Raw genomic sequence first — 22685 nt, forward strand, 5'->3', positions numbered from 1 at the left:
GCGACTCTCTCCTTGAAAAGACCGGTCAGTAAGCGCCGCCGACAGCATGACGGGCGACATAATGTCCCTCGCCCGCCTGCTGGCGCGGCGCAACCTGTGGTTCATCACCCAGCGCCCGTGTGGGGCTGGGGATTTCATCTGCCTGTAACACCCGATCGCGGCGGCGGTTGGCGGGATCGGCCACAGGTACCGCAGACATCAATTTGCGGGTATAGGGATGGTGGGGATGCTCGAACACCTGCCGGCGCGGACCGATTTCGACGATCTGCCCCAGATACATCACCGCCACCCGGTGGCTGACCCGCTCCACCACACCGCCATATCATGGGAAATAAATAAAAACGCGAGGCCGAATTCCCGCTGCAGACCCAGCATCAAGTTCACTATCTGCGCCTGGATGGAGACATCCAGCGCCGACACCGATTCGTCGGCAATCACCACTTTAGGATTCAGGGCCAGCGCGCGGGCGATGCAAATCCGCTGCCGCTGTCCGCCGGAAAATTCATGGGGATAACGCGCGGCATGTTCCGGCAGCAGGCCGACACGTTCGAGCAACGTCGCGACGCGTTGTTCCGCTTCTTTGCCCTGCGCCACGCCGTGCACCAACAGCGGCTCCATTATGGAATATCCTACTGTCAGGCGTGGGTCCAGTGAGGCGTAGGGATCCTGGAAAATAAATTGAATATTGCGCCGCAAATGCTGCAGCGCGCTGCCTTGCAAGTGGTTGATGGAGAGGCCGTCAAACAGAATAGCGCCGCCTTGGCTTTCCACCATGCGCAACAGCGCGCGACCGGTGGTGGATTTGCCGCAGCCGGACTCACCGACCAACGCCAGCGTTTCGCCGGGATAGAGGGAAAAACTGACCTTCTCCACCGCGCGAACCCGGCGCTGGATGCGGTTGAAAATGCCGCCGCGAATAGCGAAGCGTGCGACCAGATTGCGCACCTTCAGGATAGGCCCGCTTTCGGTTAGCACCGTATCCTGCGGCTGCAATGCTTCTGCCGGCATCGCCGTCGGCGCCTGCGCGTCCGGCGAGAAGCCGGCGGCGGTCGGCGGCGGCACCTCTACGCCGGGCGCCGGGTGCAGCAGCGGGAATTTCGCCGGCAAATCACTGTCCGCCATCGACCCCAGCCGCGGCACGGCGGCCAGCAGCGCCTGCGTATACGGGTGGCGCGGTCGGTGAAACACCTCGTCGGCCGGCGCGGATTCCACGTCATTGCCCTGATACATCACCAGCACCCGATCCGCCATTTCCGCCACCACGCCCATATCATGGGTAATAAACATCACCCCCATGTGCATTTCCTGCTGTAGCAACCGTATCAATTGCAGGATCTGCGCCTGAATAGTGACATCCAACGCGGTGGTGGGCTCATCGGCGATAAGCAGCGCCGGCCGGCACGACAGCGCCATGGCAATCATGACCCGCTGACGCATCCCGCCCGACAGCTGATGCGGGTAGCAGTCAAGGATATTGCGCGCCTCGGGGATCCGTACCAGATCCAACATATGCATCGCTTTGCGTCTGGCGCTGCGATGATCCTTGCCCTGATGCAAACGAATAGATTCTGCTATCTGCTCACCGACCGGGAAAACCGGATTTAGTGACGTCATCGGCTCTTGAAAAATCATCGCCATATCCGCGCCACGCAGCGAACGCAGCGTGGGGGCGGAGGCGCGGCGAAGATCCACCACCTGTCCCGAGCGCCGGCGGAACAGCAGAGTGCCGCTATCAATGCGTCCTCCCCCCAGCTCCACAAGCCGCATGACCGACAGCGACGTCGCGGACTTCCCCGAACCCGACTCGCCGACAATAGCTAAGGTTTCGCCGCGATTAACATCGAAGGAAAGGTTACGCACCGCGTCAACGCGCTGTCCTTCGCGCTGAAACTGGACGCTGAGATTACGCACCGACAGGACCCGCTCTTGCGGCAGGTCCTGGGGCAACGGTTCGCCGGCGTGCGACGCGGCGATTTCTGGCGGCGCCATCAACGGTAAATCCCTACATCGGGCGCCTGGCCGACATAGCCCACCGCGCGATACATGCCTTCGCTATTGAACGGCAACGCCACGTGGCCGGCGGCGTCCACGGCGATAAGGCCGCCCGATCCCCCCAGCGGTAAAATCTGCTCAAAGACCACCCGCGCCGCCGCCTGCTCCAGGGACAAGCCGGCGTAGGCCACCAGCGCCGCCACTTCATGCGCGGCGGCGGTGCGGATAAACACCTCGCCGGTGCCGGTGCAAGAGACGGCAACGGTGGCGTTGTCCGCATAACAGCCGGCGCCAATGATAGGCGAATCCCCGACCCGCCCCGCCTGCTTATTGGTCATGCCGCCGGTAGAGGTGGCGGCGGCCAGATTGCCCTGACTATCGCATGCCACGGCGCCAACGGTACCAAACTTGCGGTCCGGGTCGATAGGATCCGCGGCCGCGCCGTCGTGATCGAGTAGCGCGCCACCGTCCGCCGCCAGCGCCCGCTGGAGTTGCTGATACCTTTCCGGTGTAGAGAAAAAGTCGTTTTCCACGCGCGCCAGCCCCTGACGAAAAGCGAACTGCTCCGCCCCTTCGCCGGTAAACATGACATGGGGACTGTGTTCCATCACTGCCCGCGCGGCCAAAATGGGGTTGCGGATATGCCTGACGCCACAGACGGCGCCCGCCGAGCGGCTGCGCCCGTCCATTACGCTGGCGTCCAGCTCGTGGGCACCCTGATGGGTGAACACCGCCCCGATACCGGCGTTGAACAGCGGGCACTCTTCAAGCAATCGCACCGCTTGCGTGACGGCGTCCAGGGCGTTGCCACCGTCGGCCAGGATGGTCTGGCCGCTGCGGGTTATCGCGTCAAGCGCCTGGCGGTAATCACGTTCTTTTTCTGCGCTCATCGTCTGGCTCGACAGTGCGCCGGCGCCACCGTGGAGTGCTATCACTGCTTTGCTCATTGCAACGGTCACCCAGTCGATACGTCATGATTGGCTCGCCCTGCCGGATGCCGGATGCCGGATGCCGGATGCCGGCGCGGGCCGCGGACGATAACGATCCAGGCCATTAAATGTCAGGCTAAACGTTAACATGTTATCGATTTTGACTATATGGACGCACTTGGCTGCTGTAAAGTAGAAATACGTGATATTAATCACTCAGATGATATTGCATTCTTGAGCACTAGCTACCTTCGCGTCGCAGAGTACGGCGTGGCGGCACGCCCCTGTGCGCCGACCGGTTCTCCGATATCAGGTTCTCTGCCATAATAGACACCGCTTAGCATCCGGTGATTATCGCCGGATCCCCGTTGCCGACAGGAGTTGCCATGGCTTCCACCCCTTCCCCGATGCTGACGCTTGAGCAGGCGTTGGCCACTATGCTCGATACCGTCAACGCCGTCACGGCGCTCGATACCGAGAGTGTGGCCTTGGACGACGCCTGCGGCCGCATCAGCGCCGAACCTATTATTTCGCCGGTCAACGTGCCGCCGTTTGATAATGCCGCCATGGACGGCTATGCCGTCAGACGGGCCGACCTTGCGCCGAGAGTAGCGTTGCCTGTAGCGGGACGGGCGCTGGCGGGGGTGCCGTTCACCGGCCCCTGGCCTGCGGGCAGCGCGCTGCGCATCATGAACGGCGCGCCGACTCCGGCCGGCGCCGAGGCGGTCATCATGCAAGAATACGCGGAGGTCAGCGAACAGGGCGTGCGGTTTATCGTTTCAGCCGCTGCCGGCGGGACGGCTATTGCAGGTGGCGGAGCTGCCGCTGCTGGCATCGCTGGGCATCGCCTCGGTACGCGTCTGCCGCCGTTTGCGCGTGGCCTTGTTTTCCACCGGCGACGAACTGCGGCCCATCGGCGCGCCGCTGGCCGCCGGCGAGATCCACGACACCAACCGCTTCGCCATCAGGCTGATGCTCACCCGGTTAGGCTGCGAGGTCATCGATTTAGGGATTATCGCCGACGACGCCGCTGCCCTGCGTGAGGCGTTTCGTCAGGCGGACAGTCGGGCGGATTTACTCATCACCAGCGGCGGCGTGTCGGTCGGCGAGGCGGACTATACCAAAACCATGCTGGAAGAATTAGGGCATATTCATTTCTGGAAACTGGCGATGAAGCCCGGCAAACCCTTTGCCTTCGGCCGGCTGTCGCAGGCTTGGTTTTGCGGCCTGCCGGGCAATCCGGTGTCGGCGGCGGTGACCTTTTATCAATTGGTGCAGCCGCTGATTGCGCGCCTCGCGGGTCGCCGGGACTGGCGTGAGCCGCCGCGCTTGCGGGCACGGGCGCTGACCCCGCTTAGCAAAACGTCCGGCCGGCTGGATTTTCAGCACGGCTGCTACCGCCTGAACGCCGCGGGCGAGGTGGCAGTCGCCACTACCGGTTCGCAGGGATCCCATGTGTTCAGCTCCTTCGCCAGCGCCAACTGCTTTATCGTGCTGGAGCAAGCGCGCGGCGACGTGGCCGTCGGCGAATGGGTGACAATAGAACCGTTCAATGCTTTGTTGCAGGGCTGAGGAGTCAACATGGCGGCGGAATTAACTCATCAAGAGATGCTGCGCTATAACCGCCAGATTATGTTGTGCGGCTTCGACTTTGACGGTCAGGAACGGTTGAAAGCGAGCTGTGCGCTGATTGCCGTCCTCGGCGGGTTAGGCAGCGCAGCGGCGCTGTATCTGGCCGCCGCCGGCATCGGCCGGCTGGTGTTGGTGGATTTTGATACCGTCTCGCTGTCGAATTTGCAGCGTCAGGTACTGCATAACGACTGTCGCATCGGCCAGAGTAAAGTCGCATCTGCCCGTCAGGCCCTCGCGGCGGTGAATCCGCACGTGACGCTAAAGGCGGTGGACCGGGCGCTGGATGATGAGGCGCTGTCTGCGCTGCTGGCCGAATGCGATATCGTGCTGGATTGTACCGACAACATCGCGGCGCGCGAACAGCTTAACCGCTGCTGCTATCCGCACCGTGTGCCGTTGATTTCCGGCGCGGCGATACGGATGGAGGGGCAAATCAGCGTTTTCCGCTATCAACCGGGCGAGCCGTGCTATCGCTGCCTGAGCCGGTTATTCGGCGCCGAGAGCCTGACCTGTGCTGAAGCGGGTGTTATGGGGCCGCTGGTGGGCATCATCGGCGCGCTGCAGGCTATGGAAGCCGTCAAGGTGCTAACCGATTACGGCCAATCCACGGTGGGGAAACTGGTGATGTTGGATGCCATGACGCTGCAGCTGCGGGAAATGCGGCTGCAGCGCCATCCCCACTGCGAGGTCTGCGGCGCGCGGCCCAGTCCTCCTGTCCCGCCGTATCAAAAAACTCCAGGCGACAAACCGGCTGATTTTCTGCCCCTGCCCCATCGGCACCGTTCGTACCGCGCGGGCGCCCGCCTGTTCGATAGCGCGATACAGCGGCGCTAGCGTCGTGCTCTTCGACACCAGCGTGGTAAACCACAGGCATTGTCGGGCGCAGGCAACGCTTTCCGCTACAGTGCGGCGCACAAACACCAGCTCGCCGCCGGGGCACCATAGTTCATTGTGCCGGCCGCCAAAATTGGGCGCCGCCGCGATGGCCTGACGCGCCGGCGGGAGGCTGTCGGGCGTTTCGTCGTGATCCTTCGCACCACGGGTTCTTTCCCGACGGTGCCGGGTCGCCCGCGCCAGATTGACCTGCTTGCGTCGGGCGCTGTCCAGAGCCTCTTGTGCCGAGGCGTGAAACGGCGGATTGCACAGCGTGGCATCAAACCGTTCCGCCGCGCCGATGATACCGTCAAAGATAGCCGCCGGCTGGCTCTGCCGACGTAAGCGCAGCGCCCCCACCAGCGACGGATTCATGTTGACGATCTGTTGCGCCCAGCGCAGCGACGGCGGACTGATATCCGTTCCGGTGAAACGCCAGCCGTATTCGTGATGGCCGATAATGGGGTAAATACAATTGGCGCCCACGCCGATATCCAGCAGCATCACCCGCCGACCGCGCGGGATACGCCCGCCGTTACCGGAACCCAGCAGGTCCGCCAGATGGTGCAGATAATCCGCCCGTCCGGGCACCGGTGGTCAGAGAAAGCCGGCGGGAATATCCCAGTGGCGCAGGCCGTAATCATGCAGCAATAGCGCACGGTTGAGCTGGGTCACCGCCGCCGGCGAGGTAAAATCCACCGAGGGCGTCCCCGCCGGGGTCGGCCGCACAAACGGGTCCAGCAGCGGACAGGCCGCCACCAATGCGGCGAAATCATAGCCGCCGCGGTGGCGATTACGCGGATGCAAAGCGGCTTTCTGCGCTACGGGTGAAACAGATTTTTTCACGGCACACTCATTACGCGAACAGCCGGCGGCGCAAATGCGGGGCGCCGGCGCAAAAAAGGGGTTAAACCCGGGCTGCGCAATACAGCGAGGCCGCGCTATCGGGCAATCACTGGCCACACCTCTTCAGGCAAATCAATCCAACCCCTGGCTGCGCAGGTAGTCTTCATAATTGCCGCTAAAGTCGACGACCTTACCCGGCAGGATTTCCACGATCCGCGTTGCCAGCGAACTGACAAATTCGCGGTCATGGGAGACAAACAACAACGTTCCCTGATACAGATCCAAGGCGGAATTCAGCGATTCAATTGATTACATGTCCAGATGGTTGGTGGGCTCGTCCATCAGCAGGATATTAGGCTTTTGCATCATCAGCTTGCCAAACAGCAGCCGGCCCTTCTCACCGCCGGATAACACGCCCACCGGCTTTTTGATATCATCCTGACCAAACAGCAGCCGGCCCAGGATGCCGCGGACCGCCTGCTCATCGTCACTGGCCTGTTTCCACTGACTCATCCAGTCAAACACCGTCATATTCTCGGCGAACTCGGCGGCATGATCCTGGGCGTAGTAGCCAAGATTGGCGTTTTCTGACCACTTGACCTCACCGCTTTGCGGCGTCAACTCGCCCATCAGCGTTTTCAGCAGCGTGGTTTTACCGATACCATTGGCGCCGAGAATCGCCACCTTATCGCCCACCTCAACCATCATGTTCAGCACGCGCAGCAGCGGCGCCGTCCCCTCAAAGCCCTGGGACATCTGCTCTACCTGCAAAGCATTGCGAAACAGCTTTTTGTCCTGTTCAAAGCGGATAAACGGATTCTGCCGGCTGGACGCCTTGATTTCGTCAAGTTTGATCTTATCAATTTGTCTGGCGCGGGAAGTGGCTTGGCGGGATTTCGATGCATTGGCGCTAAAACGGCTAACGAACGACTGCAGCTCGGCAATTTGGGCCTTTTTCTTGGCATTGTCCGCCACCAGCCGCTCGCGCGCCTGCGCTGACGCCGTCATGTAATCATCATAGTTGCCCGGATAGATGCGCAGCTCGCCATAATCCAAATCTGCCATATGGGTGCAGACCATGTTCAGAAAATGCCGATCATGGGAAATGATAATCATCGTGCTGTTACGTTCGTTCAGCACCTGCTCCAGCCAGCGGATGGTATTGATGTCCAGGTTGTTGGTCGGTTCATCCAGCAGCAGAATTTCCGGATCGGCGAACAGCGCCTGCGCCAGCAGCACACGCAGCTTCCAACCGGGCGCCACCTCGCTCATCGGGCCATAGTGCTGTCCCAGCGGGATGCCGCGACGCCCAGTAACAATTCGCCAGCGCGCGCTTCTGCGGTGTAGCCATCCATTTCACCGTACAGCACTTCCAAATCCGCCACCCGGTAGCCCTGTGCTTCGCTCATCTCGGGCAAGGCGTAGATGCTGTCACGTTCTTGTTTGACCGCCCACAGTTCCCCATGGCCCATGATAACGGTATCCAGCACGGTGTCCTGCTCGAAGGCGAATTGATCCTGGCGCAATTTACCGAGGCGCTCATTGGGGTCAAGGCTCACGTTTCCGCCGGTGGGTGCCAGATCGCCGCCCAGAATTTTCATCAAGGTGGATTTACCGCAGCCGTTAGCGCCGATAAGACCGTAGCGATTGCCGCCGCCAAACTTGACGGAAATGTTCTCGAACAGCGGTTTACTGCCGAATTGCATGGTGATGTTGTTACTAATTAGCAAAGGAGAGACTCTTTCATAAAATGTGACGTTAGCCGTAGTATGCCATAAAGCGACGTGTTGGGGGACCTAATCTATTGCCACCCGCGCTACGACGGCGGCGTCGGTACAACCCGAACCAGCGTCGTGATGCGCGCCACCGGACAACTGCCGGCTTAACCGAACGCGCACGGCCGGATGCCCGGCGCCACATCCTGTCGCCAATGAAAATAACAGGCGAACGCCCTGAGGATGATTGAGCCGCAGGTGAAGGATGCTTGGCACGTACGTGAAGGATGCTCGGGCGCGGATGAAAGGAGTACGGGGCGCAATGAGCAGCCACAACAGCCACAGTGTTTAAGTAAACGGGTCGCAACGGGCAGCCACAAGCGCTGCAATGGTCAAGTAAAAAGGCTCGCAACTGGCAGCCACAAGAGGCGCAATGGACAAGTAAAGGGATCGCAACAGGCAGGGACATGAGCCGCCTAATGGGGCCGTAAGCGTAAGCGGGGCTGACAATGGAAAGCGCTGAAAACTGAACAGGACAGCAGACGCGGTAGGCAAGCATCGACAATTGGGTAGGCACACGACCGTTATAGCAGAACGGCAAACACCACAGTACGGCTAAATATCGGTGTAACGCTATCGGCATGGCGCCAGGCGCCATGCCGATATCACCGTCAGCGATATCACCGTCAGAAGGCAAAGCCGCGTTGGCCAGCCGTCCAACTGGGATTATAAGCGGTAACCTACACCGGCAATCCAGGTGCCAACGTCGGTGGATCGGATCCGGCTTTGCTCGTAGGAAACGTCCAGTGCGACGTTTTCCATCGGGTTAAACTGCAGACCGGCACCGTAGGCCACGCCCACATCGCTGGTGCTGCGGTCATTGCCGTTTTGCGTTTGGGCATTCGAGATGGATTTGCCATAGCCCAAACCGACCACGCCGTACAGGCTGGCCCAGTCATTGATACGCCAGGCAGGACCGGCGGTGAAGCCGTAGTATTGCGCTTTATCGTACGAGCCGCTTTCCGCGCGATCTTTCTCGACATAAGTGAAGGAGGAAATCACGCCCAGCGGTTGGTCATTGTCCCACTCGTAGCGATATTTTACGTTGAAGCCGTTGGCTTTGTTCACTACGCCCTGCAGGTCACCCTGCGCGTAACCGGCGGAAACGGTGATTTCACCTGCTGATGCGGAACCTGCTGCCACTGCCAGTACACAGGCTAAAGCTGAAAGACATGCAATTTTTTTCATAACCACCTCAAATGTGAATGTACCCCCTAACCATGAAAATATACCAAAACCCAGCATGAAACTCTGCTTAATAATTGTTGCCCAATTGAAGGTATCGTGTAACATAAGTTTTCAAACATTCCTATCCTATTCATTTTGCTTATGTTTTGCTAAGCTGTCGCCAAATAACCTTTACTTATCCTTACAACATATCCAGAACATTCCGAATCGACCGTTTAAAAAATAGACCTTTAGCGGCAAGTTTGCCTATTTTTTTCTTTTTTTTAAGCTTTTCTTTACAGACGAAACGGTAGCCATCGCGTTTTTGTTTAATAAGTTTTTTATTCACTCACCGCCGTCTGGCTTATTTTTATCCTGTTTTGGCACCCGCTGTTCCATATTATGGCGCCGGTAGAAAGGGGGACGAAGCGTAACAATAATTATTCCCAGTTAACAACGCTGTTATAGCGCTGTAAAAATGTTTCCTGATAGCGGCAGCTTGGATGCGGGGCGGTTAAGACTGTTTTACTCGCATGAACGCGCTGGAGGAGATGAGGGTCCAGGCAGGCAGAAATACCGCGCGCCGGAGCGTCGCCGGGCATGAGATCTTCTACCCGCATTGCCCGAACCCTCAGCGCGGTGCGGCGGGAGAACGCTACTTTTGCGGCTAAAAGACTGCAACCGCCGCCGAATCCATTCAATAAAAAACAGCGATAGCTTTGATAGGGAGCAAAATTTCAAAACGCTGTTATACTTATTATCTAAACGAAATTAAAAACGAACCATTACGAATTATTAAGAGGATGAGTCATTATGAGTACCACTAAACTGGTTAAAACGAAATCTTCTGAACTCATTTTTACGCGTAATGATGTGGATGAAGAGGTTAAGACTACCACTATCGCCACACTTAACCGTATTGTCATCGAGCTGGTGGATCTGGCCCTTATCACCAAACAAGCGCACTGGAATATGCGCGGCAACAATTTTATTGGTGTGCATGAAATGCTGGACGGTTTCCGAACCGCTATTCTCGACCATCAGGATACCATAGCCGAACGTGTCGTTCAGTTAGGCGGTGTCGCCTTGGGAACGGTTCAGGTGACCAACGACAAAACGCCACTGAAAAGCTACCCGACCAATATCCATACGGTGCAGGACCATCTGAAAGCGCTGGCCGATCGTTATGGCATCGTTGCCAACGATGTGCGTAAGGCGATAACCGAAGTCGAAGATGACGACACCGCCGATATTTTCACCGCGGCCTCGCGCGACCTGGATAAATTCCTGTGGTTTATCGAATCGAACATTGAATAAACTGACGTCATTGCCGGCATAGGTCGGCACGGGCAGTTCGCAAAGGCTGACGGCTTGCTCGTTGGCCTTTTTCTTTTTTTCTTTACAAGCGGAGGTGTCACTATGGCCAGTTGCTGGGCGCCGGAAGGTGCCGTGCAGGATCAAATCGATGCCACCCTCAATGATGCAGTGCAACGCGTACGTCAGGGGTTGAACGGCGGTGTAAGCGCGCATTTTTGCCAGGAATGCGGCGATCCGATTCCTGAACCGCGCCGGCTCGCGGTGCCGGGCGTGCAGTTATGTTTGGCCTGCCAACAGGAACGGGATAAGCACCAGGCCAGCTATGCCGGCTATAACCGCCGCGGAAGTAAGGACAGCCAGCTGCGCTAGGCTGGTGCCAAGACGGCCAAAGTCTGCTGCTGCGGCAAAATGGTAAGACACCTTGGTAGTGGGACGCCTATGCTGAACGTTTTTCCATTGGCAGAATGCCTGCATACCGGCAGGCCAGACCACCGGGTAAGCATGGGCTGGAGGACGCCGCTATGATTTCTGATACCCACTACTTTTACGAACCGGCGCTAGGCCATGGTTTGCCGCATGATCCGTTAAACGCCATTATCGGTCCGCGCCCCATTGGCTGGATTGCATCGGTCAGCGCAATTTGGCGCCTTACAGCTTTTTCAATTGTTTTAACTATCATCCGCCGATCATCGGCTTTTCCAGCGCCGGATAGAAAGATAGCGTCGCCAATATCATGGTTACCGGCGAATTCGTCTGGAATCTGGTGACACGCCCGCTGGCCGACGCGATGAATGAAACCTCCGCCTCTCTCCCTGCGGGGGAAGATGAGTTTGCCGTTGCCGTCCTGACGCCTGTACAGGGGGAGCGGGTTAAGGCGCATCGCGTCGCCGAAAGCCCGGTCAATTTTGAGTGTCGTCTAAGCCAATGTATTGCGCTGGTGGATGCCGGCGGGCGGGAGACCGGTAGCTGGCTGGTATTGGGCGAAGTCGTCGCGGTGTATATCGACAGCCGGCTGCTGGATGACCAGGGACTGTATCAGACCGCCGCCGCGGAGCCGGTGGTGCGCGGTGGCGGTCCCAGCGCCTATTTTGCCATTTCTGCGCAACAGCGCTTTGACATGGTACGGCCCGATGATCGCAAGAGCGGTTAACCTGACGGCCGTGGACGCCGTAACAAGGGCGTCCCTAGCGCGAGCGCTTCATCAAAAAAACTGATGAAATCTTTAAAAAATTCCTCGAGCAATATCGTATTAGTGGGCGTATCCTACGTTTCCGTTATGATATAGTTTACAGAGTGATTAGTATGAAACTCTCATTTAGTGCCTTTATTGTCCTTGGCGCCTTCGCCATCAGTCAGGCCGCCGTCGCCTCCCGCCTCACCGATATGCCGCGTGATCAGCGTAACGACAGCGCCTGCATGGCGCAAACGACAGCCGACACCGCCGGCCGCTGCCCCGCCCAGCGCTTTTCCGCCGACAATAATCAGGCCATCAAAGATTACAGCCCGGAATATCATCAACAGCACGCCGCGTGATGCTAACAGCATGGCGCGTAACGCTAACAGCATGACGCTTGATGCTAACAGCACGGCGCGTAACGCGCAGCCGCTTGCTTAGCCGTAGCGCTGCTGGATTGCCTGCGCGAACTGCCGGCAGATCACCTCATCCCCCTGGGCATTGCTGGCCAATATCGCATCACCATCCACGACGTGAATGTCGGCCTGCCATGGGAAATCCGCCGGCGGCTGTGGACGCGAGCGCGCCTGTGCCATGCAGTCCTGGGCCTGGCGCCAGGCTTGCTCGACGGTCTGGTTGCAGACGGCGGACAGATAGGCCGGATTAAAGCCCTCGCCAGTCAGACTGACAAGCGTAGCGTCGTGGCTGACGCTATTGCCGGGTTGCCAATAATGCTGCGCCAGACTTGGCCCGATCGCCGGGTTATCGGTCAGATAACCATCGCGCTGCAGGAAGAAATGACGGGTCTGCTCTACCGCCATCAGCGCCAGCAGGTAGCCCTGATAGGAACAGGCGGACTCCTGCGACAATAAATGGGGAATGGCCAGAGTGGGCCGCGGACTGCCGTCGATGCCCAGGATCCGCTGCTCATTTTCCCGCGCCAGACGCGTAATGGCCTCGGGGGTCAATTGCGCGTCATCCCAATGATACAGCGCCCACTCAAAATAGGGTACCAGCAGGATATGGCGCTCGTTGAAGGCGCGCATCGGCTGGCGAGCGGCGATAGCGTCACGAATAAGCGCATCCGGCACCGCCTCGCCGTGACGATTTAAGGCGTAGCGTTTCAGCCAGTCAGCATAGTCGAGCAAACTGTCGCAAAACATCGATTGCGTTTCCGCATAGGCCATAGAGGTCGGCGGGAACTCCTGTGAGAAACAGGGAGCGTTCTGGCGGATATTGGCGAAATGCGCCGCATGCCCCCCCTCGTGGAATAAAGTGGTAATGCCGCTGATGCCGCTGCCAAGCTGGCCAGGGCGCGCCAGACTGGTGAAGTTGATACGCGCCGGCACCCAGGTGACCTGCGCCAAGAACGGTGGCACCGGACCGTGCATAAAACCGTTTTCATATTTCCCCTGCCGCACCAGCAGATCCAACTGCATGCGCGCACCGTTGAAGCCGATATGTAGCCGTTTGAAACTGTCCACCCAGCGGCGCAGCGAGTCGGAAAACGGCAGGTAAGGATCCAGTTGTCGGGTCACATCGCCGGCGGTCGCATAACGGATATTCCACGGCGCCAGTGCCGCGTCACCCTTCGCGCTCGCCAGCTGGCGCAGACTGGCCTGCATGCCGTCGCGGGTCTGCCGCTCGAAGCTGTCGAGGATGGCGAACAGCTGCTCCGGCGTCATCTGCTCGGTTTTGTTTACCTTATAATCAAAAAAGTTGCGATAGACCATCTGCCGGGCGAAACGATTACGCAGGCTGACCAGTTGGGGAAAACCATTGTGCAGCAGCCACTGCTCCAGCGCCCGCAGCGCCTGTTGTGAGCTCTGTCGGCAGCGTTCGCTGCTGTTATTGGCCTGATTGGTCAGTAATTCCCCCAGGCTCGCGGCGACGGGTTCGTCCTGCTCGGCCAGCTGATTTTGCATCGTGAAGTCTTTGCGTCGGGCATACAAATCGTTTTCCGCGGCAATGATCTCATCCATCAGCGCCTGCGCCGCCGAGTCTTCAATCACATTGCAGTCAAAAAAGCGCGCCCAGCCGCGCAGGCCGTGCAATATAGTGTCGCGCTCGGAGAACGGCGGCTCTGCCGTCACTTGGCTGATAATGTGGCGCAGCTCCGCAGGGCGCGTAGGCTCGGCAATAAAGCGTTTGTAGGCGGTTTCAGCCGCGGCGAAACGCGCTGATACTTCCGCCCCGCACGTGCCCATATAGTGTTGCCAGAACAGATCTTCTTTGGCCTGATGTACCGCCAGGTAATCCTGATTTAAACGGTTAAAATAGTCGATAGCATGTTGCATGACGTGTGCTTCCGGTTAGCTGCGAAAATGGCATTCAGAGACGAACGAGGCGGTTATCTACCTCAAGGAGCGCCGCCGGCAGGTCAGCGCACTGGCCGGTGGCGACCAGGCAGCAGCCCAGCTGCAGACGGATCGCCTGCGGCAACGGCCAGCGGCCGTCGAGACAGTCTTCAGTCCAACGGGCGGTGACGGCAGCCTCGCGGTTGTCCGGCAGGCTTTCCAACGGTGGCAGCGGGTTGACGGCCGGATCCAGCAGCAGCTGCGGCTCACCGCCGCGAACATGATAGATACGCGTCAGACGCTTGGGGTTGGCATAGCTTTCGCCTTCGGTACCGTTCATCAACAAGGCGGTGGCGTTGATAGCGCTGAAAAATCCCGCGACGCGCGGTATGTATTCTGGGTGGGAAACGCTGCAAAGCCGCCAGTGGGAATGCGATGAAAACGGTGTCGCCAGCTTGGCCAGCGTGTGGGCGCTGTTACGCACCCCGAGCCGCCAGCGCAATGACAACTGGCGGTCCAGCGCGACCTGCGCCTCATCGCGCGACGTGACGCCGTTAATGCCCAGTTCGCGAAATATGTTAGCGCTGGTCACGCGGCCGGGATCGTCGGTCACGCCGTGCACCACGACCGGAAAACCGAGACGGGCGAGCGCCAGCAGCGGCGTCAGATTAGCCTGCTTGCGTGCGCCGTTGTAGCTGGGGATGACGATGGGCGGCGGCCGTGACGCCGGCGGCTGCAGGGCCATCACCTGCTCCTGCATCGCCTGGTAAAAGCCGATCAACTCCTCTGGCGCTTCTGCTTTGATGCGCATCGCGATGAGCAGCGCCCCCAGTTCCATTTCCGGCACTTCGCCGGCCAGGATAGCGCGGTAAAGCGCATAGGCTGTCTGGCGGTCCAAATCGCGGGCGTGATGTTTGCCGCGTCCGATTTCTTTAATGATGCTGTTGTAATCCATTAACCACCTGTATCTGCAAGGGCAGCGACCGGTCAGCCGCGCCCCCTCTCCCGGGCCAACGGCACATTGCCGTCAGCCGCGCCCTATCTTCCAGGCCAACGGCACATTGCCATCGGCCGCGCCATGTCTTCCAGGACAGCGGCACATTGCCGTCAGCCGCGCCCCATCTCCCGGGACAGCGGCACATTGCTGTCGGCCGCGCCCCATCTCCCGGGACAGCGGCACATTGCCGTCAGCCGCGCCCCATCTCGCGGGCCAGAGGCACATTGCCGACGTCCGTCAGCCCTTCTATCGCGCCGTCGCGATCCGCCAGACTGCGATTCTGGCTCAATTTCCACTTGGCCTCGGTGCGCGTTACGCAAATTTCGACCCCCACAATAGCGCCTATCAAGGTGTCGATAAAGCCCGGCGGCGCATCCTCGACCTGCCAGGGCGCCTGCAATAGTGCCATAAGCCATATCGGGTCCGTTATTATCCGCGCCTGTCCGTGGCAATGTAGCGTCTGGTAATTCCAGGTCGGCACCACCTTGCCGTGCTCCGCCTTGGCCGCATACCAGCCGGGGGAAATGTAGCCTGACTCTCCCTGAAACATCGCCAGACAGGCGCCGTTGCGGGCCAGAGATTGGCTATGGGGATTGGCGCGCGCCAGATGCCCGTGCAGCCGCCAGGCGCCGTCAGGATAACTGTCCAGCTGCAGCGGGTCAGCCTGCAAACCCGACTCGCCGTAGCTGACCAGCTGCGCCAGCGGATGGGCCGCAATCAGGGCGCGCTGCGCCTCGGCATCCGGTTGACAAAACGCGGGAGGAATATACATGGGACTCTCCTGAACCCTTACACACATGACCTACCCCTGCGATTTTAGCTTCCTCGTGACGCAATAACACTTTATCGCCGGGCGCATCAGGGTCTTTTTTTGTCGACCGTTCCGGTCGATTGGGGCGTCGCCGCGGCCTCGGCCGCCAACGCCGGTTGGGCAATGGGAAACACCGGCAGCGCCTCCAGCAGGCGGGCGCCATAAGATTTGGTCAACAACCGCCGGTCGTAGATGATCACCTCGCCATGACATTCATGGCTGCGGATAAGCCGCCCGACCTGCTGAATCAGATTGAAAGACGCACTGGGCAAACTTTGTACCTCAAACGGATGGCGCGGCTGCGTTTTCAGCCATTCCCCTTCGGTCAAAATGACCGGGCTGTCCACCGGCGGAAAGGCCACTTTGTGAATATGTACTTGTGTCAGCCATTCCCATTTCAGATCCAGTCCTTCGGCAAAGGATTGCAGCCCCAACAGCGCGCTGGTCTGCCCGCGGTCCACGCGGCGGCGGTGTTCTTCTACCAGGCGGTAAAGGGGTTTTATCCCCCTGCACCAGCAATTGCGGGCGCAGCTCCGTCACCTGGTCCAAAAACAGCCGCAGCGCGCGGTGACTGGCGAACAGCACCAGTATGCCAAAGTGCGTCCCTTTCGCCCACTCGGCGCGAAAGTAGCGCGCCATCCAGGCGATATGGGCCGCCTCCTGCGCCATGACCGGCTCCATCGGCATTTGGGGGATAACCAGCCGGCCCTGGCGACGGTGATCAAAAGGCGATGCCAGCGTGACGAAGCGATCGCCGTTGCGCTCATGCAGGCCGGACAACTCCTGAACTCGCGCGAAGCTCGCAAGCGATCGCAGCGTGGCGGAGGTGATGACCGCATGGGGGATCCGCGACCACAGCAGCTTTTCCAGCTGGCAGCTGACGCGGATGCCGACGCAGTGCAAAAACAACTGCACGCCATTGTCTCCCCGCCTACGGATCAACCATTTGGAAATCGGCGCGTTGGAGGCTTTCTCTAGCGCGGCCAGTCGCCATAGCCTGCTAGTGGCGTCCCAGAAGCCCTGAATGCGGCTGGTGTGCAGTAGCGTCTGACGCAGGCGCACGATGTCGTGCTTGCCGGTTTTTTCGCCCAGGTCCGCCAGCAAAAACTCCGCCAGCATCCGCAACTTATCCGTCAGCGTATAGAGCCGCGCCGCCGCCTCGCTCATCGGAGCTGTCAGGACGCCCAGCGCAAACCGATGCTCCACCTCTACGCTTTCGTGGGGCAAGACGGCGTTGGCATGTTGCTCGAACAGACCGATAAGCGCCAGTAACTCGTCGCAATGCGCCTGCAATCGTGCCTCCTGGCTGAGCTGCGGCGGCCGAGCGGGCCGGAACTGGGTCAGGATAAGCGCTGTCTGCCGCCGGAACTGCTCCAGCTGATGGGCAACGAAATGGCTGGAAATCTCGCCGTCCATCTCCAGCGCGTCCCGCGCCACGTCCGGCAGGTGGTGGCCTTCGTCAAGCACCAGCAGCATGTTTTTCGCCTCGGGCAGTACCGATTCGCTTTCCAGCGCCGCCATCACCAGAGCGTGATTGGCCACCACCACATCGGCGTTTTCGATTTCCTTGCGCGCCAAATAAAACGGACAGTCGCGGAAATAATGGCAATTACGTCCGAGACAATTCGCTTTGTCGTTGCTGAGCCTGGCCCACAGCGCATCGCTCACGGCATGGGGGTAATGATCGCGCAGGCCGTCCCAGCTGAAATCGCTCAGTGATTTTTGCAGCGCTACGCAGTGTGGGTGATCGGCGCCGCTGGCGGGGGCCAGCGCATCATCCAGAAACAGCATCAGATCGCCCTGGCCACCGCCTTCTGCCGCCAGCGCCGCCAAATTGCGCGGGCAGACATAGCGCCGGCGGCCGAACGCCCAGACAAAGGTTAAATCCGGGATGAGCTTTTTCAGCAGCGGCAGATCCTTACTGAAGATCTGATCCTGTAGGGCAACATTGGCGGTGATCACCACCAGCGGTTTTTGTTCGGCGCGGCCGATGGCGATGCCCGGGATCAGATAGGACAGTGTTTTGCCGACGCCGGTGGGCGCTTCGATCACCAGATGGCGTTCAATATCCCCCGCCAGCGCACGAGCGACTTCCGCTATCATCTGCCGCTGCGGCTCGCGGGGGATAAAATCGGGAATGTGCTGCTGTAGCGCTTTATACCAGTCGTGGATTTGCGCCTTAATTGCTACCGAGAGCGTCATTGTTCAAGTCTTATCGCCGGAAAATGCGCCATTGTCCCACAGTCGCGGGTCGGCGTCAGCCTTGTGCTGTATAAAACTGCAGTGCTTTTCCCAAACATAGCGATTACGGCCGGTTGCGATAGTGCCGGTAAGGCGCCACCGGCAGATAGCCGTGGCGGCGATAAAAGGCCACCGCCCGCAGGTTGACACGGCGGGTAGACAACCATACTTGCCGGTAGCCGCACGCGCAAGCCTGCTGTTCTAAAAACCGCAGCAGCGCGGCGCCCACACCTTGGGTGCCCGGGCGCGCATACAGGCGTTTCAATTCCACGACGTCGGGCGCCAGCGGTTGCAGTGCGCCACAGCCCAGCGGGGTACCGTCGGGCACGGCATAGGCGATGGCGAAACAGCCGCCGGCGCCGACCGTCCGCACCGGATCGAACGAAGTGCGGCCTTCGTCACCGGTTAGCACGTTTAAGGTGGCGGAGAGTTCATCCATCAAGCTGCGCGCCGCAGCGCTTTGTGGTGACGCCAGGCGGATCGCCAGCGGCGGCGTCACCCGGCGGTCCATTTAAACGGCAAGCGCCTTCTGCTTTGCTTTCGGCCGGGGAAAGTGGTGTCCCCGTCCCCATCATTTAGCCCTGGCTGCGACAGCGCCGCAGCGTCAACCTTGTATCGCCGCGGCGAATATTTATAATGTCTGATGCACTGCATATAAGGATGCCCATGAAGCTTATCAAAACCGCCGTTTTCGGCGTGATTTCCCTGCTCTCGCTCGGCGCCATCGGCGGCGTCATGCTTGCAGGCTATATCATTATCGTCCATAGCTGACAGCCAGCGTTCAAACAGCATATCGCTGATTATCGCCAGCAGCGCGACCAATAGCGCGCCTTGCAGCACATAGGCGGAGTTAAAGCCGCTCAGTCAAATGATAATAGGCGAGCCCAGGCTTTTTACTCCTACGGTGGAGGCTATTGCGGCGGTACCGATGTTAATTATCATCGACGTCCGAATGCCGCTGATGATAACCGGCGCCGCCAGCGGCAGCTCCACCCGCCGCAAAATTTGCCCGCGGCTCATCCCCGCCCCGGTGGCAATTTCATGCAAGTACGCCGGCACCGTCTCGAGACCGGTAATCGTCGCCTGCACGATAGGCAGCAGCCCATAGAGCACCAGCGCGATGATTGCCGGCTCGGCGCTAAAGCCCATCACCGGCACCGCCAGTACCGCCACCGGCGGGAAGGTTTGCCCCACCGCCGCCACGGTTTCCAATAACGGGCGGAATGCCCGGCCTGCCGGTCTGGTTACCCAGATGCCGGCACCCGCGCCGATAACCACCGCGATAAAGCTCGACGTCAGCACCAGCCACAGATGGGCCAATGCCAGCGCGACAAAACTGTCCTGACGGTATACCGGCCTTTCGAGCGCGGGAAACAGCGCCGCGAAGAGCCGCGTCATATGCGACATGCAGAACAGCAACGTCAGCAATAGCAGCAGGCACTATAATAGCGGATAGGTCAGGATGCGCCGCGCCATTACGCCGTCGCCTTAAGCGGGCGCAACAGGTCACCAAAGTACAGCACGCCCACCGCCTCCCCCTGCTCGTCCACCACCGGCAAGCGATCGGTTGCGCGGGCGATAAATTCGGACAGCGCCGCGCGTAGCGACATCGCCGCCGAGATCGGTTGCCCCGGCAGTTGCTCGCCCGGACGGGCCAACTGACCGGCGGCCCCCAGCAACAGCGGGCGGATCCCCCGCTCGACGCCGCCAAAAAAATTGCGCACCAGCGGGCTGGCCGGCCGTAACAGCAGCTGTTGCGGCGTGCCCTGCTGAACAAGCCGCCCGCCGTCCAACAACAAGATCCGATCAGCCAAGAGCAGCGCTTCGTCGATATCGTGGGTCACCAGCAAGATGGTGCGGCGGGAGAGGTGATGAATGCGGACGATTTCCTCTTGCAGGGCGCTACGGGTGACAGGATCGAGCGCGCCAAACGGCTCGTCCATCAGCAGCACCTCTGGATCGGCGGCCAGCGCGCGCGCCACGCCGACCCGCTGCTGCTGTCCGCCGGAAAGCTGGTGCGGATAACGGTGGCGAAACTGGTCAGGATTGAGATGCAGCAGCGCCAGCAGTTCATCGACGCGCTGAAGGATGCGCTGACGCGGCCATTTCAGCAGCTGCGGGACGGTGGCGATATTCTGCTCCACGGTCCAATGGGGAAACAGACCGATAGACTGTATTGCGTAGCCCATGCGTCGTCGGAGTTGCTCGGCGGGCAGGCGCCCTATCTCTTCCCCGGCGAACAGAATGTTACTGGCATCATGCTCAATCAGGCGGTTTATCATTTTCAAGGTGGTGGACTTGCCTGAGCCGGAGGGGCCGATAAGCACCGTGATTTCGCCTGCGGGCAGCGTAAAGCTCAAATTCTCCACCGCTAGTTTGCCGTGGAAAAATTTACTGACTGCTTGAAATTCAATCACAAGCGTACCTTTTGTAGCATGGAAATCATCACTTTAAACAGGGTATCGACCACCAGCGCCTGGGCGACGGCCGGGATCACGCCCAGCAGCACCAGCTCCAGCGCGCTGCTGAGCAACCCCTGAAACATCAGGGCGCCGAACCAGCCAGCGCCGATAAGCGCCGCCACCATACCCATCCCGACCGTTTGCACGGCGATAACCCTTACCCCCGACAGCATAACCGGCAGCGCCAGCGGCAGCAGGGCATAAAGCACCAGCGCTATCAAAAGACCGAACAGCGCGATGGCGGGCAGCGTCTGGATAATGTTGAGCGCGGCAAACAGCGATGGACGCCATCTGGCCGAGCGATGGCACAGCAAACCGAGCGGGATACCGATGAGCAGCGCCGGCCCCAGGGTACCGAATAACAGCGTAAGGTGCTCAGCAAATGCCTGGTGGAACACCTGCGCGCGATTGGCATACTCTTTCATCAGCGACAGCTCATCGAGACGGCCTCTGGCGAGCAGCAGCGCCAGTGTCAGCCACAATTGGCCATTGGCGAGCGCCCGCAGGCAGGAGTTGGCGGTGAGACGACCGACGGCCTCGGAGGCGGTTAATAAACACAGGGCCGCCATCAGCCAAAAACCGCTGCCAAAGGACGTGCGCACCAGTCTGCCGCCCTGCGCGGCCAGCTCGCGCGCACCTTCGCCCGCCAGCCACAGCAACCCGCACAACAACCCTTCCGCCAGCAGCAGTACCACGACATAGCGCGAGCGGGTGGGCGCCAGCAGCCCTAGCGCCGGCAACAGCAGCAACAGCCGGGCGCCGCTGAGCAGTTCCGCCAGTCCGATCCCCCGCCCGGAGACCAGCCTGTTGGGGGCAAAATTCACCAGTGGCAACAGCCACACCGCCGCCAATAGCAGCACCGTCAGGGTTAATATCACCCGATTTTCCATCACGCAACGCCTCTTGCGGCGGCCGACCCCGTGCAGGACATACGCGTGCCCATCGGCATCCGCGCCGCCGCGTTCACCTGTTTGGTGCTTAGCCCATCAGGATGAGATAAAGCCTTTTTGCTTTAAGAAATCCGCCGCTACCTTGCTGGCGTTTTGCCCCTCGACGGCGATACTGGCGTTCAGCCGTTGCAGCGTCTCGGTGTCCAGCGCGGCGAAGACCGGCTTCAACCACTGAGCGATTTCCGGGTGTTGCTTCAGCACCGCCTCACGGATGATCGGCGCCGGCGCGTAAATCGGCTGCACGCCCGCCGGATCGGACAGGGTATGCAGCCCCAGCGCCGCCACCGGGCCGTCGGTGCCGTAGGCCATAGCGGCATTGACGCCGGACGTCTGCTCCGCTGCGGCCTTGATGGTCACCGCGGTATCGCCGCCCGCCAGCGACAGCAGTTGATCCTGCTGCAAGGTAAAATGATAGGACTTCTCAAACGCCGGCAGCACATCGGGTCGTTCAATAAATTCCGCCGACGCGGCCAGTTTGAATTTTCCGCCGCTCTGCAAATAACGGCTCAAATCGGCCAGCGAGTCGAGATGCTGGTCTTTCGCCAATTCATCACGCACGGCGATAGTCCAGGTATTGTTGGCCGGCGCCGGGCTCAGCCAGACGATATGGTTCTTGTCATAGTCGAGCTGTTTAACTTTTTGATAGCCGGCGTTGGTGTCCTTCTAGGCCTTATCCTGCTCCGCGGAAAAGAAAAACGCGCCGTTGCCGGTATATTCGTGGTAAATGTCAATCTCGCCGGCGGTAATCGCCCCGCGCAGCACTTGGGTCGCGCCCAACTGCAACTTATTAATCGTTTTAACCTGATGGGATTCAAGAACTTGTAAAATAATATTGCCCAGTAGCGATCCTTCCGTATCAATTTTCGACCCCACGCGCACCGCCGTATCCGCAGCCAGCGCCGCGGGCGTGATACTGATCATCATGGCAGCGAGCACGAGAGCGCGGCCATAATTAACCATGGTTGCCATAGACATTGTTTCCTTTTGGAAGTGACGATAATTGGCACCGAACGGGCGTCGCCGATCGGCGGTTTTGCAATAATAGCCCAAAAATGCGGAGCAATTGGGAAAATGCACGCAGTTACCGCACGTTAGGCGTGAATTTATTTCCCCGAAACGGCAGCAGGGCGCGGGAGACAGGGCATGCCACACGCCTGCGCGTACGCTGCCGTAAACAGTCTCAGGATGTTGCCCGACTGCGACATACCACAGGTCTGCGCGG

At 59.8% G+C, this 22685-nt stretch carries 12 protein-coding genes and 9 pseudogenes; 7 read left to right on the forward strand and 14 right to left on the reverse strand.

Annotated elements, in window-relative coordinates:
- Positions 1 to 25 precede the first annotated feature (25 nt).
- Together JZM24_RS16900 and JZM24_RS16905 are read right to left on the reverse strand one after the other, a co-directional pair.
- Positions 26 to 1989: pseudogene (locus JZM24_RS16900) on the reverse strand (dipeptide ABC transporter ATP-binding protein).
- Positions 1989 to 2939, reverse strand: coding sequence for an isoaspartyl peptidase/L-asparaginase family protein (locus tag JZM24_RS16905; protein WP_215671121.1), 951 nt, complete (start codon positions 2937 to 2939; stop codon positions 1989 to 1991). Before JZM24_RS16905 ends, JZM24_RS16900 begins: the two are co-directional and overlap by 1 nt.
- A gap of 368 nt (positions 2940 to 3307) precedes the next feature.
- On the opposite strand from JZM24_RS16905, the pseudogene JZM24_RS16910 reads away from it, so the two are divergent.
- Both JZM24_RS16910 and moeB read left to right on the forward strand, forming a co-directional pair.
- A pseudogene (locus JZM24_RS16910) lies at positions 3308 to 4493 on the forward strand (molybdopterin-binding protein).
- A gap of 9 nt (positions 4494 to 4502) precedes the next feature.
- Positions 4503 to 5249 (forward strand): annotated as a pseudogene (gene moeB, locus JZM24_RS16915) (molybdopterin-synthase adenylyltransferase MoeB); the annotation flags it as partial.
- Between the two features lie 15 nt (positions 5250 to 5264).
- On the opposite strand, the pseudogene rlmF reads toward moeB, so the two are convergent.
- From rlmF to ompX, 3 genes and pseudogenes are all read right to left on the reverse strand, one after another.
- Positions 5265 to 6272, reverse strand: a pseudogene (gene rlmF, locus JZM24_RS16920) (23S rRNA (adenine(1618)-N(6))-methyltransferase RlmF); the annotation flags it as partial.
- 132 nt (positions 6273 to 6404) lie between these two features.
- Positions 6405 to 8002: pseudogene (locus tag JZM24_RS16925) on the reverse strand (ABC-F family ATPase).
- A 711-nt stretch (positions 8003 to 8713) separates the two neighbouring features.
- The gene (ompX, locus tag JZM24_RS16930; protein ID WP_215671250.1) at positions 8714 to 9235 is read right to left on the reverse strand and encodes an outer membrane protein OmpX; all 522 of its coding nucleotides are present in this window, start codon (positions 9233 to 9235) and stop codon (positions 8714 to 8716) included.
- Positions 9236 to 10027: 792 nt separating this feature from the next.
- Between ompX and dps the strand changes: the two genes are divergently transcribed.
- From dps to JZM24_RS16950, 4 genes and pseudogenes are all read left to right on the forward strand, one after another.
- Entirely contained in the window at positions 10028 to 10531 is a 504-nt protein-coding gene (gene dps, locus JZM24_RS16935) for a DNA starvation/stationary phase protection protein Dps (RefSeq protein WP_215671125.1), read from the forward strand.
- A gap of 102 nt (positions 10532 to 10633) precedes the next feature.
- The gene (locus tag JZM24_RS16940) at positions 10634 to 10900 is read left to right on the forward strand and encodes a DksA/TraR family C4-type zinc finger protein (protein WP_215671126.1); all 267 of its coding nucleotides are present in this window, start codon (positions 10634 to 10636) and stop codon (positions 10898 to 10900) included.
- A gap of 152 nt (positions 10901 to 11052) precedes the next feature.
- A pseudogene (locus tag JZM24_RS16945) lies at positions 11053 to 11681 on the forward strand (flavin reductase family protein).
- Positions 11682 to 11833: 152 nt separating this feature from the next.
- Positions 11834 to 12064 carry a hypothetical protein gene (locus JZM24_RS16950; RefSeq protein WP_215671128.1) on the forward strand — a complete coding sequence of 77 codons (231 nt, stop codon included), beginning with the start codon at positions 11834 to 11836 and terminating at the stop codon, positions 12062 to 12064.
- A 78-nt stretch (positions 12065 to 12142) separates the two neighbouring features.
- Here the strand turns inward: JZM24_RS16950 and JZM24_RS16955 are convergent, their stop codons facing one another.
- The 5 genes and pseudogenes from JZM24_RS16955 to JZM24_RS16975 all read right to left on the reverse strand — a co-directional run bounded on the left by JZM24_RS16955 (position 12143) and on the right by JZM24_RS16975 (position 18562).
- A complete protein-coding gene (locus JZM24_RS16955; RefSeq protein ID WP_215671130.1) occupies positions 12143 to 14002 on the reverse strand; it encodes a M3 family metallopeptidase in 1860 nt (619 codons plus the stop codon).
- A 34-nt stretch (positions 14003 to 14036) separates the two neighbouring features.
- Positions 14037 to 14957: a DNA-binding protein YbiB gene (ybiB, locus tag JZM24_RS16960; protein ID WP_215671131.1), complete on the reverse strand. Its 921-nt coding sequence runs from the start codon at positions 14955 to 14957 to the stop codon at positions 14037 to 14039.
- Positions 14958 to 15189: 232 nt separating this feature from the next.
- On the reverse strand, positions 15190 to 15771 hold the full coding sequence (locus tag JZM24_RS16965; protein WP_215671133.1) for an FMN-binding negative transcriptional regulator: 582 nt from the start codon (positions 15769 to 15771) through the stop codon (positions 15190 to 15192).
- Between the two features lie 86 nt (positions 15772 to 15857).
- Positions 15858 to 18012: pseudogene (gene dinG / locus JZM24_RS16970) on the reverse strand (ATP-dependent DNA helicase DinG).
- 103 nt (positions 18013 to 18115) lie between these two features.
- A complete protein-coding gene (locus JZM24_RS16975; protein WP_215671135.1) occupies positions 18116 to 18562 on the reverse strand; it encodes a GNAT family N-acetyltransferase in 447 nt (148 codons plus the stop codon).
- 155 nt (positions 18563 to 18717) lie between these two features.
- On the opposite strand from JZM24_RS16975, the gene JZM24_RS20015 reads away from it, so the two are divergent.
- Positions 18718 to 18822 carry a YohO family small membrane protein gene (locus tag JZM24_RS20015; protein WP_025244213.1) on the forward strand — a complete coding sequence of 35 codons (105 nt, stop codon included), beginning with the start codon at positions 18718 to 18720 and terminating at the stop codon, positions 18820 to 18822.
- Here the strand turns inward: JZM24_RS20015 and JZM24_RS16980 are convergent.
- The 4 genes and pseudogenes from JZM24_RS16980 to osmF form a co-directional block, all read right to left on the reverse strand.
- Positions 18823 to 19458: pseudogene (locus tag JZM24_RS16980) on the reverse strand (ABC transporter permease); the annotation flags it as partial.
- A gap of 68 nt (positions 19459 to 19526) precedes the next feature.
- Positions 19527 to 20468, reverse strand: coding sequence for an ABC transporter ATP-binding protein (locus tag JZM24_RS16985; RefSeq protein WP_215671137.1), 942 nt, complete (start codon positions 20466 to 20468; stop codon positions 19527 to 19529).
- Positions 20465 to 21403, reverse strand: coding sequence for an ABC transporter permease family protein (locus tag JZM24_RS16990; RefSeq protein ID WP_215671138.1), 939 nt, complete (start codon positions 21401 to 21403; stop codon positions 20465 to 20467). Before JZM24_RS16990 ends, JZM24_RS16985 begins: the two co-directional genes overlap by 4 nt.
- Before the next feature lie 96 nt (positions 21404 to 21499).
- Positions 21500 to 22387: pseudogene (gene osmF, locus JZM24_RS16995) on the reverse strand (glycine betaine ABC transporter substrate-binding protein OsmF).
- Positions 22388 to 22685 lie beyond the last annotated feature (298 nt).

Origin of the sequence: Candidatus Sodalis endolongispinus (assembly GCF_018777395.1) — a bacterium.
Taxonomy (GTDB): domain Bacteria; phylum Pseudomonadota; class Gammaproteobacteria; order Enterobacterales; family Enterobacteriaceae; genus Sodalis_B; species Sodalis_B endolongispinus.